18 protein-coding genes and 1 pseudogene are annotated in these 18428 nt (G+C 58.9%); 8 read left to right on the plus strand and 11 right to left on the minus strand.

Annotation, left to right across the window (positions count from 1 at the left end; genetic code table 11):
- Positions 1-238: 238 nt before the first annotated feature.
- On the plus strand, positions 239-1213 hold the full coding sequence (gene glpX / locus ABC395_RS19945; RefSeq protein WP_413005643.1) for a class II fructose-bisphosphatase: 975 nt from the start codon (positions 239-241) through the stop codon (positions 1211-1213).
- A 430-nt stretch (positions 1214-1643) separates the two neighbouring features.
- Here glpX and ABC395_RS19950 read toward each other — a convergent pair whose 3' ends face one another.
- Together ABC395_RS19950 and ABC395_RS19955 are read right to left on the minus strand one after the other, a co-directional pair.
- Positions 1644-2564, minus strand: coding sequence for an S-layer homology domain-containing protein (locus ABC395_RS19950; protein WP_413005644.1), 921 nt, complete (start codon positions 2562-2564; stop codon positions 1644-1646).
- Positions 2565-2702: 138 nt separating this feature from the next.
- A complete protein-coding gene (locus ABC395_RS19955) occupies positions 2703-3704 on the minus strand; it encodes a M23 family metallopeptidase (protein ID WP_413005645.1) in 1002 nt (333 codons plus the stop codon).
- Between the two features lie 236 nt (positions 3705-3940).
- Between ABC395_RS19955 and ABC395_RS19960 the strand changes: the two are divergent.
- Both ABC395_RS19960 and ABC395_RS19965 read left to right on the plus strand, forming a co-directional pair.
- A pseudogene (locus ABC395_RS19960) lies at positions 3941-4700 on the plus strand (response regulator transcription factor).
- A complete protein-coding gene (locus tag ABC395_RS19965) occupies positions 4697-6445 on the plus strand; it encodes a sensor histidine kinase (protein ID WP_413005646.1) in 1749 nt (582 codons plus the stop codon). Before ABC395_RS19960 ends, ABC395_RS19965 begins: the two are co-directional and overlap by 4 nt.
- Before the next feature lie 405 nt (positions 6446-6850).
- On the opposite strand, the gene ABC395_RS19970 is transcribed toward ABC395_RS19965, so the two are convergent.
- Positions 6851-8161, minus strand: a complete 1311-nt coding sequence (locus ABC395_RS19970) for a purine/pyrimidine permease (protein WP_413005647.1) — start codon at positions 8159-8161, stop codon at positions 6851-6853.
- A gap of 289 nt (positions 8162-8450) precedes the next feature.
- Here ABC395_RS19970 and ABC395_RS19975 point away from each other — a divergent pair, with 289 nt between their 5' ends.
- Positions 8451-9434, plus strand: a complete 984-nt coding sequence (locus tag ABC395_RS19975; protein ID WP_413005648.1) for a ketoacyl-ACP synthase III — start codon at positions 8451-8453, stop codon at positions 9432-9434.
- Between the two features lie 301 nt (positions 9435-9735).
- Here the strand turns inward: ABC395_RS19975 and ABC395_RS19980 are convergent, their stop codons facing one another.
- The 4 genes from ABC395_RS19980 to ABC395_RS19995 form a co-directional block, all read right to left on the minus strand.
- Complete coding sequence (locus ABC395_RS19980) at positions 9736-10194, minus strand: hypothetical protein (protein ID WP_413005649.1); 459 nt, start codon at positions 10192-10194, stop codon at positions 9736-9738.
- Positions 10191-10520 (minus strand): alpha-helical endospore appendage domain-containing protein, encoded by a 330-nt coding sequence (locus tag ABC395_RS19985; protein WP_103995977.1) that lies wholly within the window; start codon positions 10518-10520, stop codon positions 10191-10193. Before ABC395_RS19985 ends, ABC395_RS19980 begins: the two co-directional genes overlap by 4 nt.
- A 176-nt stretch (positions 10521-10696) precedes the next feature.
- Positions 10697-10987, minus strand: a complete 291-nt coding sequence (locus tag ABC395_RS19990; protein WP_413005650.1) for a hypothetical protein — start codon at positions 10985-10987, stop codon at positions 10697-10699.
- Between the two features lie 137 nt (positions 10988-11124).
- Positions 11125-11757 carry a hypothetical protein gene (locus tag ABC395_RS19995; RefSeq protein ID WP_413005651.1) on the minus strand — a complete coding sequence of 211 codons (633 nt, stop codon included), beginning with the start codon at positions 11755-11757 and terminating at the stop codon, positions 11125-11127.
- 37 nt (positions 11758-11794) lie between these two features.
- Between ABC395_RS19995 and ABC395_RS20000 the strand changes: the two genes are divergently transcribed.
- Entirely contained in the window at positions 11795-11923 is a 129-nt protein-coding gene (locus tag ABC395_RS20000) for a hypothetical protein (RefSeq protein WP_413005652.1), read from the plus strand.
- Positions 11924-12372: 449 nt separating this feature from the next.
- Here ABC395_RS20000 and ABC395_RS20005 read toward each other — a convergent pair whose 3' ends face one another.
- The 3 genes from ABC395_RS20005 to ABC395_RS20015 all read right to left on the minus strand — a co-directional run bounded on the left by ABC395_RS20005 (position 12373) and on the right by ABC395_RS20015 (position 14683).
- Entirely contained in the window at positions 12373-13188 is an 816-nt protein-coding gene (locus tag ABC395_RS20005; RefSeq protein ID WP_413005653.1) for a glycosyltransferase family 2 protein, read from the minus strand.
- Positions 13189-13416: 228 nt separating this feature from the next.
- Complete coding sequence (locus ABC395_RS20010; RefSeq protein ID WP_413005654.1) at positions 13417-14025, minus strand: DUF1796 family putative cysteine peptidase; 609 nt, start codon at positions 14023-14025, stop codon at positions 13417-13419.
- 28 nt (positions 14026-14053) lie between these two features.
- A complete protein-coding gene (locus ABC395_RS20015; RefSeq protein ID WP_413005655.1) occupies positions 14054-14683 on the minus strand; it encodes a DUF1796 family putative cysteine peptidase in 630 nt (209 codons plus the stop codon).
- A gap of 174 nt (positions 14684-14857) precedes the next feature.
- On the opposite strand from ABC395_RS20015, the gene ABC395_RS20020 reads away from it, so the two are divergent.
- Together ABC395_RS20020 and ABC395_RS20025 are read left to right on the plus strand one after the other, a co-directional pair.
- On the plus strand, positions 14858-15253 hold the full coding sequence (locus ABC395_RS20020; protein WP_413005656.1) for a hypothetical protein: 396 nt from the start codon (positions 14858-14860) through the stop codon (positions 15251-15253).
- A 110-nt stretch (positions 15254-15363) separates the two neighbouring features.
- On the plus strand, positions 15364-15828 hold the full coding sequence (locus ABC395_RS20025) for a hypothetical protein (protein WP_413005657.1): 465 nt from the start codon (positions 15364-15366) through the stop codon (positions 15826-15828).
- 127 nt (positions 15829-15955) lie between these two features.
- On the opposite strand, the gene ABC395_RS20030 is transcribed toward ABC395_RS20025, so the two are convergent.
- A complete protein-coding gene (locus ABC395_RS20030) occupies positions 15956-17188 on the minus strand; it encodes a glycosyltransferase family 4 protein (RefSeq protein ID WP_413005658.1) in 1233 nt (410 codons plus the stop codon).
- Between the two features lie 255 nt (positions 17189-17443).
- On the opposite strand from ABC395_RS20030, the gene ABC395_RS20035 reads away from it, so the two are divergent.
- Positions 17444-18355, plus strand: a complete 912-nt coding sequence (locus ABC395_RS20035; protein WP_413005659.1) for an NAD-dependent epimerase/dehydratase family protein — start codon at positions 17444-17446, stop codon at positions 18353-18355.
- The last annotated feature ends 73 nt before the right edge of the window (positions 18356-18428 follow it).

The following is an 18428-nucleotide window of genomic DNA, read 5'->3' on the forward strand; positions in this document are numbered from 1 at the left end:
TCTTAATGAAGATATATGACGTCATAATCCCGTTCATGATGAAATCCCTTTCATTCTTTTAAAAAAAGAGGAAAGTTCGTCCCATCATGAGCATAACATGCAGCATTTGGGCTGCACATTTCAAAATAATCCTCAAACAAGGATTGATTTCACTTATTTTATATCATATATTAGTATTTAGTACAACACATTAATTTAAATATGAGTCATATTAAACGTGTGGAGGGAAAAACAGAAGATGCAGAGAGAACTGTCTTTGGAAATTGTACGCGTGACGGAAGCCGCGGCTCTTGCGGCCGCCCGCTGGATGGGGCGCGGGGATAAGAACGAAGCGGACGGCGCCGCGACAGCCGCCATGAGGGAATCCTTCCGTTCCGTTTCCATGAAAGGAACCGTCGTAATCGGCGAAGGCGAAATGGACGAGGCTCCCATGCTGTATATCGGAGAGAGCGTAGGCAGCGGGGACGGACCGGAGGTCGACATCGCCGTTGATCCCGTTGAAGGCACGGAGCTCGTTTCCAAGGCGCTCAACAATGCCCTAGCCGTTATCGCGGCGGCAGACAAAGGCAAACTTCTGCATGCGCCCGATATGTATATGGAGAAGCTGGCCGTCGGACCCGCGCTTTGCGGAAAGCTGAGCCTGGACGAGCCGCTGGAGAAGACGCTGCGCGCGGCGGCCCGCCTGCTCGACAAGAACATCGCCGATCTGACGGTGTCGATCCTCGACCGCGAGCGCCACGCGGAGCACATCGCCGTGCTGCGCCGGGTCGGCGTCCGGCTCAAGCTGCTCAGCGACGGCGACGTGGCCGGAGCGATGGCGCCCGCGTTCCCCGAATCCGGCGTCGATCTCTACATCGGCTCCGGCGGCGCGCCGGAAGGCGTGCTGGCCGCGGCCGCGCTGCACTGTCTGGGCGGCGAGCTGCAGGGCCGCCTTATGCCGTCCGGCGAAGAAGACGCGGCGCGCTGCCGCGCGATGGGCATCGACGATCCGGCGAAGCTGCTGCGCCTGCCGGATATGATCGGCGACGACGATGTCATCTTCGCCGCAACGGGCATTACGCCGGGCGATTTCCTCGGCGGCGTGCGTTTTCTCTCCGCCGAGCGGGCGGAGACTCACTCCATCGTCATGCGCGCGAAAACACGGACGATCCGGTACGTCCGCTCGATTCACCATCTGCCGAGCAAGCCGGTGGCGGTGGCTGTGGTGGGTTAGGTTTTGAGGATTGTTATGCACGTAAAAAGGACGCGATCCGATTGATCGCGTCCTTTTGTTGTTTCTTGCGGCTTTCCCGGAAGCAGGCTGGACAGCAGGCGCAGCCGGACAGCTTGAAAGTGGTTCCGCTACCACCGGGACAGCGGCCGCCGCTAAATTTGATGATCCTCACTTTACCGTTGAACGTTTGCGCATACTGCCATTCGCATAAAAAACTCTGCATCCCGAGGGCCGGCCGACCGGTCCGGGCGGCTCAGAACCCCCGCGAATCGGTATGTTCCTTCATCGGCCGTAAACGCCGAACACCTCCCTGAAATCGCAACTCGATTTCAGGGAGGTGTTCGGGATGCCGGGCATCGTCCTAAGTCCGGACAGCGGAGGAAAATTTTTTCCCCTATGCCGGACCAGAGGGGTTTTAGGCCCCGTCCGTTTACTTCGTCGGCTTGGCCGTTACCTTATAGCCGGCTTTAACGGTGACGGAAGCTTTCGCTTCGGTCATGACGGCCGGGTACATTTTGTCTGGATCGGGCTTGCGCAGCGTGTAATAGGCTACGGCTTCCGATTCCGAAACGTATTCGACCCGGTCGATGGTGATAGCGTAGCCCGGGTTAGGCTGAAGGCCGCGGGAGAGGGTTACCTTGTTCAGCTCATCGCTTTGTTTCTCCACGATGACCCTAACGCCTTCTTCCTCCGAAGGAGCTGTCGCAGGCTCCTCCGCCTTGCTGTGCTTGGCGACGAATTCCATCGCGTTATAAGCCATTACAGCCGCTTCGGCGCGGGTAACGGGCTTCTTCGGATTGAACTTCGACGCATCGTCCAGCTTGGCGATTTTGGTCAGGAGCAGAACTTGAATCGCGTTCATGCTGCCCGGCGTCACTTCCGCCTGATCCGCAATGTTCACGAACATGCTTGCAACCGGATAAGGACCGGTTTTCTCCACCGCGGTATGCAGCCATTCGGCGAACTGCTCCCGTGTCAGCGTCTGCTGGGGATCGATATCCCGGCCGATCGGAAGACCGTTCATGGCCGCAATAATGAACGATTCGGAATACCAGACGTCATCCTTGGCTTTTGTGAAGCTGTCGCTTGCTTTGGGCGCGCGGATGAAACGGATTTTGCCCAGATTCAAATCAAGTGCTTTCACGATCAATTGTACGCCCTGAGCCGCCGTCATCGATGTATTCGGTGCGAACCGGTCGCCGTCCATACCTTCAACGATTCCTTTGTCCTGCAAAGATTGAATAGCCGCCTCATCGGGGCTGCCCTTCAGATCCGAAAACGCGAAAGCCGAGGAACCGAGCGAGAACACGAGCAACGAGGCCAACAGGACGATATTCGTCATTTTTTTCATAATGTTCACCTCCACTCCTTCTGACGAGCCGTTCTTGCGATATGTTGCATCTCTTTTACCTATTTTAACCGATTGCATGAATTCCTTCTATAGATAAAGGAGCGGCTTTCGACAAAAAGAATGGAGGTCTTCGGGCTGTTAGCGGACTCCCTTTATAACGTCGCCCTGCTTGGGTGCGGCTCCCTCCTCGAAACGGATGCGGATAGACTTGGAACCGGATAAATCCGCCCCGTCCGCAACGTGAAAATGGATATGAGGCTCGCTTGTATTGCCCGAGTTTCCGACATGTCCGAGAACCTGTCCCCGTTCGATTTTGTCTCCCGGTTTCACCGTAATGGTGCCTTTTTGGAAATGGGCGAGAAAGCTGTATTCCCCGTTTCCGTGATCGATGACCACGTGATTGCCGGCGGGATTTTTCTCGTCGGTCTTACCGATTTCGTTATCCGGCCTGCCGTTCTCCACCGCTTTCACGATTCCGGGAGCCGGTGCCGTCACTTCCTGACCGTACGCGTAATAGCTCTCCAGCTTGCCGGGATCGCCGCTGTAACTGGAGGTTCCCTTGATTTGCACAAGGTCGTACGCGTACCTCTGCGATTCATGCTCGTAGTGATAATTCAGAAGCACGTTTGTGCCGCCCCAGAATACGGTCCACTCTCCCCGGAAAGGAAGGGAAAATTCCGTGCGGCTGAATGCTTCGTCCGAAGCTGGATACGTCTTGAGAGGCAGGAATTGAAGCCCCCCGATGATCCCTTTGCCGTCGATAGCGGCCATCATCCCTTTTTGCCCGGACTCGTCCGTCCACACGTAACGATCCCCGTCCCCCAGGGGCAGCTTGCTCTGCATCTTATACTCGCGAACGTCTTTGTTAAAATCCCCGGCGAGTTCGCTTAACTGCTCTAAACTCACTTTTTTCCTGAATTCAGGACTGAAACGGCTGTAGATCTCTTTGATTTTCCCCTGCAAAAATAAAGCCCCCAGGTTCCCCGGCTCAAATTCCGCCTCTTTCTCCGCTTCCGGCGAAGCTGCCGGGGATGCAGGCGGCGAAACGGCGGAAGACGGCTCTGCCGCACCGCATCCGGCAAGCCCCGGAAGAACAAGCAGTACGGCGGCCATTCCCCAGATCGTCGTTCTCAGTTTCATATCTCCCTCTCCTTTACGATTGCTTAAGATCGCGGAGCTCTGTCTATTCTGTCCGCTCCGGCAAATTCAGCGTACCACCCGGATATTACCGCAGCCGAAACTCCGCATTACCGGCAGCTTATTTTCAAAGCCCCTTTTTCCGAATCGTTAAGATTCCGTTAAGGCTGCGTTTCAGACGGGTTCACCCGATCGTGATATGATAAGCAATAAGAATGGATATAGAGGAGCGGTTTCCTATGAAAGAAGTCCGGCTGCTGATCGTCGACGACGAACCGGCTCTCTTGCATATGCTGGAGAAAGTTCTTGCCAAAGAAGGTTTTACAAAGATCGATACGGTCTCAACCGCCGAAGAGGCCCTGGAAGCCTGCAAGCGGCAACATTATGATCTGATTGTTCTGGATGTCATGCTCCCCGGCAAAAGCGGCTTCGATATTTGTCCGCTGGTGCGCGCCGAAACGGATGCGCCGATTCTTTTTCTGACCGCCAGGGACTCGGACCTCGATAAACTGACCGGTTTCGCTCTGGGGGGAGACGATTATGTGACGAAGCCGTTCAATCCCCTGGAAGTAGCGGCACGCATCAAAGCCCGCTTGAGACGAGATCTCCGCACCGCGCCGGATGCCGGAAGTCCGAAAGCCGGCGGCGGAGCGGCGGAAGGAGCTTCCGAACACTACGACTACGGTCGCTTCCAGGTTCACGTGCCGGCCGGGGAACTCCGTGTTGGGGATGAAAGCCTGGCGTGTCCGGCGCTCGTGTTTCAGACTGCTTGTTTTTCTGTGCCGCCATCCGAACCGGATTTTCAGCAAGCAGCAATTATACGAGCAGGTTTGGGGAACGGACAGCTACGGCGACGACAATACCGTGATGGTACACATTCACCGCATACGAGAGCGGATCGAGGAGAATCCCGGCGATCCCCGCTTTCTCGTGACGGTGCGCGGACTCGGCTACAAGCTTGTGCGCCCGGCGGCCCCGCAGGAGGTAGACGTACCGTGACGGTCCGAAAACGGCTGATTCTCCGTTTTGTCATCCAGCTTGTGACCGTGAGCGGTTGTATTCTGCTGCTGATCGGCGGAGCCGTCGCCTATATGCTCAAGGGTATGGAGAAGCTGGAAATGAACCGTGATTTCAGCAAAGCCGGCATGTCCAAGCTCGTCCAGACGGTGCGGACGGAGAACGGGGAGCTGATCTTCGACGAGGCTCTGCTGGACAAAGCGCTGCGGTCCGGCGGCTGGCTGCAGGCGGTGGACGAAACCGGAGCGGTTATCCGGTCTTACGGGACGCCCTCCGACGTTCCGGCCCGGTACGAGCCCGGGCAATTTATGGATTACTGGATGGGGAACAAGCCCTTCCCCTACTCCCTTTTTCTCTGGATCGAGGAAAAAGACGGCCGCATCTACACGCTGCTTTACGGAAAACGCAGCGCCCAAAATGTCCTGCTGGACGAAATTCTCGCCGCAGGTCCGCCCGGGGACAAGCAGCCGGAGATACCCGCGTTCTTCCGGGAGAAGCTGGACCGGTCCGGCGCCGTTCTTCAGCTGCTTGACCGCAGCGGCGTCGAGCTTGCTTCGTATAACCGGCCGGATTCGATCCCCGCGGTGTATACGCTGCAGGATCTGGCGCTCCGCCGCCAGTACAGCGAGCGCTACGGGTACGCCTCCGCTTCGCGCAGCCTGGAGGACGGCCGCACCTGGGTCGTGCACGTTCCCTCGCGCGGCGCGGAGCCGGACGTTTTCCCCGCTACGGAGGCGCAGGTCATGCTCACGGCATTCGCAGGCCTCGCCGCCGGAATGCTGGTGCTGCTCGTCGGAGCGGCGTTCTGGTACGGCCACCGCTTCGGTACGCCGATCGTGCATATACTCGCGTGGCTGCACCGGCTCAGCCGGGGTGAATATACGGAGCCGGGAGGTGCGGAAGGAAGATCGGGCAGCCGGCGCAAGGACGGGCGCCTCAAGAGGCGCTACCGTCTTTACAGCGATGTGATGCAGTCGATGCAGCATCTGTCGGGCGCTTTAAGCTCCGCCGAGGAAGCCCGCGGGCGCCTGGAGCGGACGCGGGACGAATGGATCTCCGGCATCTCGCACGATCTGAAGACCCCTCTCGCGTCCATCAAAGGGTATGCCCATATGCTCGAAACGCCCCATTATACGTGGACGGAGCGGGAAATACGGGAATTTGCCGCCATCATCAAAGATAAGGCGGATTTTATGGATGAGCTGATCGGCGATCTCAGCCTCACTTTCCGCCTTAGCAATGACGAACGGCCCCAAAGCGCGGAACAGACGGAACTCAACGAATTTGTACGCCGCTGTATTCTCGGCGTCGTGAACGATGCCGAGTTCGCCCACGCCAACGTGTCGTTCGAGCCGGAAAAGGAGGCGCTTGTCCGCTCTGTCGACCGGCAGGCTCTCCGTCGTATTCTCGACAATCTCGTTGCCAATGCCGTGCGCCATAATCCTCCGTTCACCCAAATTCGGGTGCTCCTTCGGAAAGTGCCCGAGGGGGCCGCTTCCCCGCCGGGCGGTTTCCTCCTGCGTGTGGAAGATAACGGAGTCGGCATGGATAAGCACACCCTGGATAAGCTTTTCGACCGCTATTACCGGGGAACGAATACCGAGGGCACCACCCGCGGGACCGGACTCGGCATGGCAATCGCCAGGCAGCTGGCTTTGCGGCTGGGCGGCTCCATTACAGCGGAAAGCGAGCCCGGACGGGGGACGGCCGTTACCGTGACGCTGTAGAAGCGGCGATCGCGGCTCCATTACAGCGGAAAGCGAGCCCGGACGGGGGGACGGCCGTTGCCGTGACGCTGTAGAAGCGGCGGTCACGGCGACATTACAGCGGAAAGCGAGCCCGGACGGGGGGACGACCGTTGCCGTGACGCTGTAGAAGCGGCGGTCGCGGCGACATGCCTGCGGTCCGCGCTTCGGCGGCAGCGGCGCAGACGGACGCCGCAGGATCGCAGCCACGGCGGGGGCCCGTAGCGGCATGCCTGCGGCACGCGCGTCGGCGACGGCACGCAGGCGGACGGCCTTGCGAGCTGCCGAAACCGCTGCCCCTGCCGCAAGGCAAGCAAAAAGCCTCTGACAGAGGAGATGCGTATACAACGCATCGGCCTGTCAGAGGCTTTTTTACATCCCGGCGGTTTACACCGTCCCGGAGGATTCTTTTTTACGCGCGGAACGTTCCCGGTAGAGAAAAAACTGCTCCAGGACGATGCAGACGAGCATCCCCAGCACGAGCCCGTTGTTGGCCACCGTGCGGACCAGGCCCGGAAGCTGGGCGATCGCCGAAGCGGGAACGAACAAGCTGCCGATACCGATCATGAGCGATACCCCGATAATAAAGTAATCGCGGTCCCCGCCTTTTAATGAATGGTATTCGCGCAGCGCGAGACCGATCATCGAAGCGAAGGGCACGAAAATGACCGCGTAGCCCACCGGCATCGGCAGGGAGGTGAAAATAGCCGTGACCGGCGGAAACAGGCTGATCAGCACCATCCCGGCGGAAGCCAGCACGAACGGCAGACGCTGAACCAGCCCCGTCGTCAGTATGAAGCCGGCGGTTCCCGAAATGGGCACGCAGCCCATCGCGGAAAACAAGCCGCCGAGCGCCGTCGAGACGCCCATCATCAGGCTGGTGCGGTTGTAGTTCACGGGAGGTGCGGCCGCAGTTTTATCGGCGGACACTTTTTCCACGACCTGAATGCTGGCAATGAGGTTCGCGAGCAGCAGCAGGCCGATCAGAACGGATGTCGGCAGAATGCCCGCATCCCACTGCGGCAGGCCCCACGCAAAAATCCCCGGCAGGGCGAACGCCGAATCCGAAGCCGGTACGTCGGGCGCGATACCCAGCAGCATAAACAGAACCCAGCCCGTCAGCAGCGAAAGCAAAATCGAGTAATTTCGGAGAAACCGGCTGCGGGTCCGCGGCAGGAGCATCGAAAGCAGAAGCACGGCGAAAGCAGGCAGAGCGACCCGCGAATCCACGGCATCCTGCAGATAGCCGATTCCAAGCAGTCCTTTCATAAAAGAGCCGCTGAGCTGGGCGACCAGAATAAGCAGGTACGTGCCTGTAACGAGAGGCGTGAACAGTCTGCGGATTTTTCCGATCCACCCCAAGGCACCGAGCAGCAGGAACAGCGCCCCCGTCAACAACATGCCCATTTCAAGCTGGCGAAGACCGTCCGCGAGCGCCAGAGCACCCGAAGAGATCAGGCCCGCATATACAACGAAAATACCCCACCACAGGCCGGCGGGGCCTTCCATCATCGGCAGTTTATGGCCGAAAAGCGTTTGCAGCAGGGCGGAGACGCCGATCAGCAAAAAAGTCCGCTGCATAAAAGTCGCGATATCCGCGGGCGGCAGATGCAGCGCATTGCCTACGGCTAGCGGAGCGACCAGGCTCCCGGCCAGAATAAAGGCCAGCCACTGGATCGTAGAAAAAAACAATTTCATCGGAACAAGACTCCTTATCGGGCTCGACTATAAACAAATCTTTACAGTCTTAAGGTATGTTAAAAAAATAATCATATCCCACCCGGACAAAGTTTGGCAAGGAACCCGGAAAAATCTTTTCCCGGATACCGGCCGCTTCCGTCTGCTTAACTCCCGTCAAATAGGGCCTCTCCCGCAATAAAATTTTCAAGAGAGATCAGTCGATTGACAGAGGGGCCTTTTGTGGAGTAAATTAAATTTAGCACCTGGTACTAATATCAACTACCAAAACTTTTGATGAGGTGATCGTATGAACTCAAAAGCAAGAATTTCCGCGGTCGGCAACTATGTTCCCGAAAAAAGATTGACGAACTCCGACCTGGAGCGCCTGGTGGAAACGAACGACGACTGGATCGTGCAAAGAACCGGTATGCGGGAAAGACGGATCGCCGCTCCCGGAGAGTTTACGAGTCATATGTGTATCTCCGCCATCGATAACATGATCGCCGAATACGGGGTTACTCTGGAAGATGTGGATCTTATCCTGACGGCGACCAATACGCCGGATCTCCCTTTTCCCACGGTATCCTGTCTCGTACAGGCGCACTTCGGCATCCCGTCAACGGGCGCTCTCGATCTTAACGCGACCTGCGCGGGTTTCGTTTACGCGCTCCATACGGCGAACGCTTTTATAACGGCGGGCCTGCACCGCAAAATTCTCGTGCTCGGCGCCGATCATATGTCGGCCATTACCGATTATACGGACCGGACCACGTGCATTCTGCTTGGCGACGGTGCGGGAGCCGCTCTTGTAGAGGCGGCACCAAGCGGTGCTGCCGGTGCTTTCCTCGGGCATCATCTGGGCTCGGACGGTACGGGCGGCGTGCATTTGTACCGCACCGGATTGGCGGACCGGATCGGAGAGAAAGCTCTGGACGGTGCGGGAAAGCTTGTCCAAAACGGCCGGGAAGTGTACAAATTCGCAGCCGGCACAGTCCCCAAAGGGGTAAGCGCTCTGCTGGATTCGGCCGGCATGACGATGTCCGAAGTAGACTGGTTTATTCCGCACAGCGCCAATCTGCGCATTATCGAATCCGTCTGCGAGCGCATGGATTTCCCTGTCGGGAAGACCCTTTACAGCCTGGAGTATTACGGTAATACATCCGCGGCCACCATTCCGCTGTCGCTTCATATGGGACTTAAGGAAGGCAAAATCAAGCCGGGCGACCTGCTACTGCTTTACGGCTTCGGCGGCGGGCTCGTCCACGGCGGGCTGCTTGTGCGCTGGGGATAAGCCGCAGCGCGTGATCTTGTAAGGATCTTTCTTGACTGATCTTGCAAATAGACCTGCTCTTTGCTGTCGCTGTTACTGTGGCACGGGCATTTGTCCTGCACTTACCCTCGCCCTTGCCGCAGTGATGTACCTGCCCTTTTACCTTCGCTTGCGCCCGCCACACCTGCGCGCCTTGCGCCTGCCCCTCATCGGCACAGGGTGCCGGCCTAGAGCACCGGCATAGGGCTCTGGCCTAGAGCACCGGCACAGGGCACCGGCATAGAGCACCAGCACAGAGCATCGGCATAGGGCACCGGCTTTCTCAGCCGGACTCACCCGGCCGGCCCCGAAGCCGTCGCCCCGATGCGTTCCCGGCGGGCTCTTCCGCGCCTGGACCGGCGAGTGCCGTGCCGGAGCGGACCTGCACCCGCGTGTTCAGCCAAGGCTTCGCGTCGGTCTTCGACCGGCGGCGGCGCGGCGGCAGCAGCAGGTCTATTTTGCGCTGCAGCACAAAATGATAGGCGGCCAGCGTCTGGAGAAGCCCGCCGGCCGGCGAAACGGGTCCCCGGCCTCCGGGAAACGCCTCCGGAGAAAGCAGCAAGTCGGCGGGCTGACTCCGGCCCGCCGTACCCGCTTCTCCGCCGGAGGAGGCCGCAGCCGGCACACCGGTTCCCGGCATTGCGGCGGCGGCCTCGGTTATGCGCATCATCGCCCGCTGGCTGCGGGCCAGAGCCTGCAGCATCTCGAGCTTCCAGGCGTCTTCCGTCAGACGCGGGTTCATTTGTTCCCGCCTCCGAGCAGTTCGGAATAGTCGCCAAGACCCCCGCCCTGATTTTCCTGTTCTCCGATTACAATCTGCAGATGTCTGCCCAGCGATTGCTCCATCCTCGTCATTGCCTCAATAAGCTCGATCAAACCGTCATGAACTTCCAGCGGCTGCTGCACCTGATCCTGGTGCGTGGCAAACTGCCGCGCCGTCAGATGACTGCATATCCACGCCTTCGATTTCTCGGCTTCCGCCGCTTTCGCTTCCAGTATCGACGCGATGCTCACCTGCATTTGCGCCACGGACTGGAGAATCCGTACATAGGAGACTTCCCTGCTCACAAGCTCCGCCCGCCTTTCTTTCTTTCTTTTCGTGCCTTGCGTAATCCGCCCTGCCCGACTTGCCATTCCGCATGTCCGGCCATCAGCACCCGCTTCCGGCCCCCGCGTCAGTCTTCATTTTCCGGTGTCCGCTCCAGGCATCCGCTTTTCAGCTCACGGCCCTCGCCCGCCCGGTGTTACTCGCTCTCTTCGCTGTTTTCCAATTCTTTCACGGCAAGCCCGAGATTGGTCGCCAGCGCTTCCTCCAGATCCGCGAGTGAGGACAAATAGCTCGTTACATTCCGCGTCACGTTAACCGACTGGGTGAGAAGCGTTTCGATATCCGCGAAAGCCGGGTTTTCATCCGGAATTTGTCCGATTAGTCCCGCCATATGCGCGGCTACCTCGCTTTTATAATGAAGAATTTTGGCAAGCTCTAGATGGGATCTGGAAATATGCCTTACCAGCGTGTCTTTTTCGCGTTCCATCCCGCACCTCCTTCCCCCCGTACCGCCCTTGTTTCTTTATTCAAAAGTATATGCACGGAGAACCGCCGTTGTCCGCGGACAAGACGGCATCCCCAGTTTGACCGGGTTTGCCGGCCCGCGTTTCCTCTATTCCCGCTTCACACGCTTTCCCGTGCAAAATCCCCGCTCCCGCCGGCGGACGGTTCCTCCGGAACATCCGCATCCGCGGCATAACCCCGGCGCCGCCAGTTGTCCGGATAGAATAGCCGCGGACCGAGCCTTTCCATGGCGAATCCCAGCGCTTCCAGATGGTCGGAAGCCCGGCTCCGGTCCAGCCAGGCGGAGGGCCGGCCGCCCCCCGCGGTCTGCGCATTCCCGCCGGAAGGCCGTACGGAGGAAACCGCGAGCCCTTCGAGCAGAGCGGCTCCATGCGCTCTGGCGGGACGGGAAAGTTCCGCGCCGAGCCTCGTCACGGCCTGCCGGGACAAAGCATGGGGCAGGACCGTCAAGCTGTCCGCCTGCAAATCCCGGCGGCCCAGCGCGTAGTTGACGAACTGCTTCGCCATGATTTCGGGCGTCCGTTTGTGAAAAAGAGGCAGCTTCGCGGAAACGCCCCACAAAGCGGCATCGCACCCTCCGGCTACCGCGCCGGCCAGCGCGGCGATTTCCTCCGCCGCCGTGGGCACGGAAGCGTCGAGGAATACCAGGATATCGCCTTCCGCCGCAGCCGGCAACCGCAGCCGCCTGCCTGCCGTCTCCGCCTCCGGTGGTCCCGGCCGCGGCGACGACATGCTTCACTTCCGCCCCGAGGCCCGGAGCCCCGGCCGCTTGAACCAGCACATGCGCAGCGGCGGCGTCACGCGATGCGAAAACAACTTCGTACAGAGCCAGCCTTTGAAGCTCCCCGAGCAATCTGTGCAGGGACAAATCCTGCCCGGCAAAAGCTTCCGGGCCTAAGCCGTGTAAAAGGACAACGGCGGAAACCCGCTGATCCGAAGGAAACGGAAACCAGCCCTTGTCCAGCAGCCCCGCTTTCTCGCAATAGCCCTGCGCAAAAGCCGACGCCGCAGCCGCATACTCCGGCCCCGCAGGATTCAGGCCGCTCAGCACTCCCCCGTGCCGGACCCAGAGATCGTTCATCTGTCTGCGCGCCGTCGCAGCCGTCGGGCGGGAGCCCGCTTCGTCTCCGTCCCCGGAAGCCGACGGGACCGGCAAGCCCGCGGCCAGCAGACCTCCCAGTCTCCTTCCGGCCGCGGCAAGTTCGGCAATCCCCCGTCCCTTCGGGGGCGTTCCCGCCTTCGTGTTCGGGCCGGTTTTGCCGGCTCTTCCGCTGCGGGACCGTACCGGACTCCGCCGTTTCTGGCCTCCGGCCATACCGGACAGCTTCTTCTTAGTCCTCTGCCGCTTCATCCGCTCCCTCCTTCCCTCTCTCTGTCCGGAGGAGCTCCCTCCGCCCCCGCTTCCGTAAGCGCTTCGGCCTCGATCCAGGCATACAGCGCTTCCAGATGATCGCCTATGATCAAGTCTCCTACGGGGTCGGTTCCGGCGCTTTTGCGCCTCCTCGGATTTTTGGCTCCCACGGCCGCATACTCCACGGCTTTAACGTTCAGCCCTTTACGCAGCGCAAGCGCAAGCGCCTTGGGCGGTACAGCGAGCGACTCCGCTCCGATTTCGCTTATGGCCCTGCGGCTTAACGCGTGCGGAATTGTCGTCAGCGACGTCCCCGCAAGGTCCGGCCGGTCCAGCATCGCGGTCAGCGCATGCTTGGCAAGGATGACCCGGTGGACGCTGTCGCGCTTGACCGGCCCCACGTAAGTGTTCATGGCTACATCCGCCCCGTCTTCTACGGCTTTGACGAAAGAGGAGAGCTTTGCGGCAGGGATGACGATATCCCCATCCGTAAAAAGCACAATATCCCCTTTCGCCGCCCGCGCTCCGACGGCTCTGCCGACATCATGGCCGAGAGCCGTATCGAACGAGATCATCCTCGGCCCCATTTTCTCCACGATGCGGCGGGAACCGTCCGTAGAACCGTTCACTACGGCAATTACTTCCACGCTCGGATGAACGCGGTACGCTTCCCTTATAACAGCCGCAAGAGACCGCCGCTCATTGTAGACCGGAATCACCACGGATACCTTCGGAGCGGGATCGTTGCTGTGCGTGTGCAGACTCCTCCCGCCCCGGTTTTGCGCAAGCGGTGTCTTCCGTCTCTTCTTCACCTGCCGCTCACCTCCGTCTCCTTCTCTGCGCCTTTTCTTCTTATGATATGGGCCGGCTTGCCGGATCGGGAGGGCTGATGTGGAGACACGCAAAAAAAGGGCTGTCTTTTTCTCCGGAGAAGCGGCATCACACCCTGCGAAAATAGCGCGAACCCGCCTTGCGGCCGACAACGGCTTGCAGGCACACAGCCGGAGTACGGCCCGTCTTTTTTCAAAATCCGCCCCGGTTCAGCTCAGGCTGACGTCTTTGAAAAGCTTATCCCAGCAGTCCGGGTTGATGCTGTAGCAGCCGACCGCGCACGTTCGGGGCAGGGGCCAATTCAGGTCGGTAATGCCGTCCGCGTTGCTGTGGTTGATGATCAGCACCCGGTAGTCCTGTTTCACCAGCCCGTTCAGCACCCGCTCCAGTTCCCGCGCCTCCTCGTAAGACGCGCTCGTGCGGACAAACAGCAGCCGTTGGCCGTACGTCAGATAATGCAGGGTCCGGTAGATGCGGCGGTCAAGCCTGCTCCTGAATTCCGGGTAGGAAGCGAAATGGAAAATATGATTATGTTTTTGCGGAAAGTCATGAGCTGAAATGATCCGGGATTTTCGATCTTTAACCAAAAAATTTCCACCTGCATAATCGACCCCGATCGCTTTCAGATTGGGGAGCTCCATAAAACCTTGAAATCTTCTGTCCAGTACTCCGTTTATATCTTCCAATTCCGAGATCATCCAGTCGAACACGCCTGAAAACGAACGCAGGTTCATTCTTTTCAACTGTATGGAGGGAGTGCAGTTTTCTCCCAGGCTGTAAATCATATCGTACTTTCCGGCTATTCCGCTTAAGTCCATGAATGCTCCGTCTCCCTTCCCACGAGCCTTATTTCAGAGTGATATCCGCAAAGAACGTATCCCACCAGCGGTCGCTGTTAAAATTCCAGATGTCGGCATAGGGCACCTGGACGGCGCACGTATGCGGGAGCGGCCATTCTAATTCGACGAGTCCCGGAACCTGATCATATTCCACGAGCAGGATCTTGTATTCGTGCGTGACCAGCCCGTTCAGCACCTGCTCCAGCTCGGCGGTCTCTTCATATGTTCCGTGCATGCGAATGAACAGGATCCGCTGTTCCTCGCTTAATTTTTTTAAAAACCGGTTAATCCGGCGGTTCAGTTTCTCCTTGAATTCTCCGTAGGTGAAAAGCTGTTCCGGCGAATTCCGGTTTACCGGAAAATCGTGTACCGATATTACGCCGTAAGCGGAATCCTTCACTTGATAGTTAGGCTGAAGGGTAACCGGCTCCACCACGCTCATATTGGCAAGCTCCATGAATCCATCAAACCGTCTGCCGAGCAGCCGGTTCACGTCCGAGAGCGAATCCGACATCATCCAATCCAGCACTCCCGCGGATGAACGCAGGCCGTGCTTCTCCATCTGAATCGCCGGCAGGCAGTTTTGTCCAAGGCTGAAGACGGCGTCGTAGCCGCCCGCCAAATCTTGTAAACGCATCGTACTCCCTCCTTTGGCATCCTCTTGTATACAATGCGAGAAAGGGACATTCAGCGTGGACCCCCGTCCTTGCCCGGAAAAATGGACGCGCACATCCAGTCCGGCGATGTGCCCCGGCCATACTCTGTTAGAAAGGATGCGAAACGGGAGCATCCGGAACACGGAGGTGAAGGTATGTACAAGTACTATCAGAAGGTGGAGATAGACCGGCACACGCACGCGCTGCCCCTTCAGGCAAGCGATCAGGAAGTGTTTCTGTGTCCCCTTTATTTATACGGAATAACGCCGGGCATCCGGATTGCCTTTAAAGTAAGCGTAGCCTGGACCAATCCCGTCACTTACGACATCGGAGAGCTGGAACTCAAAATACGGCGCGACCACCCGGGCGGACCCGTCGTCGAGAGCAGCGAAGATTCACGCTTCCGCGGAGGAACGGCCAAGATGGAGGGAGAGGACGAGGGAGGCTCGGCGGAAATCGCCGTGTACTACTTGACGGTGCGTTCGCCCGGGGGCAAAGCGCTGATCGAGGGGCCTATTCTTTTCGAGGGATTTGTTCTGGAAGAAGATTGAGGTTTGACGAAATGGTTGTTTCTCCCCTGCTACTTGTCCGTATCGAAACGGTCCGTTCTTGAATTTACTAATCTTGTAAGAATAATTTTTCCAGAAGGGAATGACATACCATGGCTACCATTTTGGACTATCAGACAAATGATGCTCTCATAGGCGGAGGCTCCCTCCCTTTTCCGGTGACAAATCCGCTGCTCGGCGGCGTTGAGCTCGAAGTCGCCACAATCAACCTGTCGCCTGCGGCAACGACTAACATCCTCCGTTTTGAGGGAACGATCGGCTGGCAGCCGGATCTTCTTCTGCTCACTCCGCTGCTTCCGGTTCTGCAGGTCAGAATCCGCGTGGGCAGCCCGACAGGAACCGTCATTTATGAAACGGACGATTCCGCTCTGATCGGGACCGGTGTCCTGACGACTATCACGGACAACATCATGACGGTTTCCTTCCAGCACTCGATTTCAGCCGCGGTCGTTCCGGCCGGCTCGCAGCCTTATTTCCTGACCGTTGCCGTCCGCGGACTGGGCAGCATATCGATTCGCGGGCCCGTTCACTTCGGGGCATTCGTTATCGCTCCGTAAGGGGATCTTTGCGGCAAAGGCAGACAGGGCAACATCCTGTCTGCTTTTTTTGCGTCCGCCGGCGCTTCGTCCGAAACAAAAAAACCTCACGTCTAACGTAAGGTTTAGAGGCGGTCATCCGCATCGGTTAAAATCGTCCCCGGCTGCGTCCGGCCGCCAGATAAGCTCTCATGAAATGCTCGGTCATCCGGTCCAGGGACCAGCGTTCACGGCCCGAAACACGGGCGGCTTCGCCAAGCCTCAGCCGGAGGCTGTCGTCGGCAAGCAGCAGCTCCAGGTGAAAAGCCAGCGTGCCGGTGTCACCTACGCCCGAAACAAACCCCGTCTCTCCGTGCGCGACCATCTCCGGCAGCCCGCCCGCATTGGACACGACGGCCGGCTTGCCCGCCGCCTGCGCTTCCATGACGGCAAAGGGCTGGTTATCCTGTACGCTCGGGTGAACGAAAATATCCGAGAGCACCAGGATAGCCGGCACGTCTTCCCGGTGGCCGAGGAACGAGACGTCACCCTCAAGGCCGAAAGCGTGAACCTGAGCGATAAGCTCCTCGCGTTTGTCACCGTCGCCGACCAGCCAGCAGACCCAGTCGCTGCGTTTTTGTTTCAATTTGGCCAGGGCCTCGATAAGAAAGTGAATACCCTTGATCGTTTCCAGACGCGCCGGGCACACGATCAGCTTTTTTCCTTCCGGACGGGCCAGAGGGGTTCCGGCGGCGAGCTTGCGCGCGAACGGCTCCATATCGAAACCGTAAGGCGATACGTCGATATGCCCGGCGGGCACGCCGTAATCCCGGGACAGGACGTTTTTCAGCCAGTAGGAGGCCGTTACCGCCTTCTCTGCCGCCATGGCGCCGTGATATTCAAGCGTCCGGTAATACAGATGCGCAAGGGGCCGCAGCGTCTCGGAATCGAGTCTGCCGTCCTCATCCAGCAATATTTTAATTTCCCTTGCCAGAGAGCCGTGAATGCTCGCCACCAGTCCGGTGCTTGGCGGCCTTACCCGGTTTAACGCGATGGAGGCGATCACGTCCTGGGCATGGATAACGTCGTACTGCTGAAGTCCGAACGAAGCGGCTGCCAGTTCCATGCAATAGCGGTCCATTTCCACGCGGTACACGAGCGGGTCCTGATGAAGGAGCGGCAGCGCGCCCCGGTTTAATTTGGCCTGAAGCATGTGCATCAGGTCGTCTTTCATCACCTTTTGTCCGGTTCCGTAGATGTAATATTTGGGTTCGTCCGGTCCGTTTCCCATTAAATCGACCTGATGCCCCCAGTTTTCCAGGCGGTGTTTGAGCTGGAGCATAAACGGCCATACCCCGCCGACATGCGGAACCGGCCAATAGGTCGCAAGCAGTATTTTCAAGAACCTTCCCCCCGTTTCGCCTCTGTATCCTTCTTAAACGGCATCTCTGCAGCCCGCATCTTTTGCGCGGAGAACAAGCATCTTCTTCCATCATATGGACGGGATAACCGGATTGACATGGAGAGCGGCCTTTATCCTTCAAAAAAGGCGGCGGAAACCGGCCGGACCCGCCGTTTCATCCGCTTGCGCCCGGACCTTCGCCCCGCCGTTTTCATACCATATGAAGGATACAAGCACAGAGAAAAGAGGTGCGTTATGAAAGCCTTAATCACCGGAGGGGCGGGATTTATCGGCTCTCACTTGGCGCAAACGCTCGCGGACGGGGGCCACGAAGTCCACGTGCTCGACAACTTGTCGAGCGGAAAGGCCGAATGGGTGCCCGGCCAGGCAGTTCTTCATGTCCTGGATATCAACAGCCCGGAGCTTCACGAGCTTGTCGAACGGATTCGGCCCGATGTGGTGTTCCATCTGGCCGCTCAAGCAGACGTTCAGCGGTCTATAGCCGATCCCTCTTTCGATGCGCAGGTCAATATCACCGGAACCGTGTCGCTGCTTGAAGCTTGCCGGAAGTCGGCTGTGCGGCGGTTCGTCTTCGCTTCGACGTCCGGAGTGTACGGCGACAGCGTGCACGAAAAATTAACGGAGGATATACCGGCCGCTCCCATTTCGTACTACGGTCAGTCCAAGTTGGCGGCGGAAGGATATATCCGGATTTTTCACAAGCTGTACGGGCTGCCGTACACGATTCTCCGTTACGGAAACGTGTACGGCCCGAGACAGACGCCGAAGGGGGAGGGCGGCGTAGTGGCCGTGTTCCTGCAGCAGCTGCGCCGGGGGCAGCCCATTACGATCCACGGAGACGGCGGGCAGACGCGGGATTTCGTCTACGTCCGGGACGTCGTGGAGGCGAACCTGGCGGCGGCCGCATCGACGGGCTGCGGGCTTTACCACGTCAGCACGGGCCGGAGCACGTCCATCCGGCAGCTCGCCGAGCTCATCCGCGAAGCCCGGGCGGCGGACGTTCCGGTCGTGTTCGCCGAAGCCCGGCCCGGCGATATCCGCCACAGCTGCCTGGACAACGGCCGGGCACGGGAAGCGCTGGGCTGGAGCCCCCGGTACCGCGTCGCCGACGGCTTGCGGGAAACCTGCGCCGCTTTCCTGGCCTAAGCCGTACGGGACGCTGTCATGCCCGCGCCCCAAACAGCAAGCCCCGGTCTATTCCGGAAAATCCGGAATACCG

The organism is Paenibacillus canaveralius (genome assembly GCF_047238265.1).
GTDB lineage: Bacteria > Bacillota > Bacilli > Paenibacillales > NBRC-103111 > Paenibacillus_F.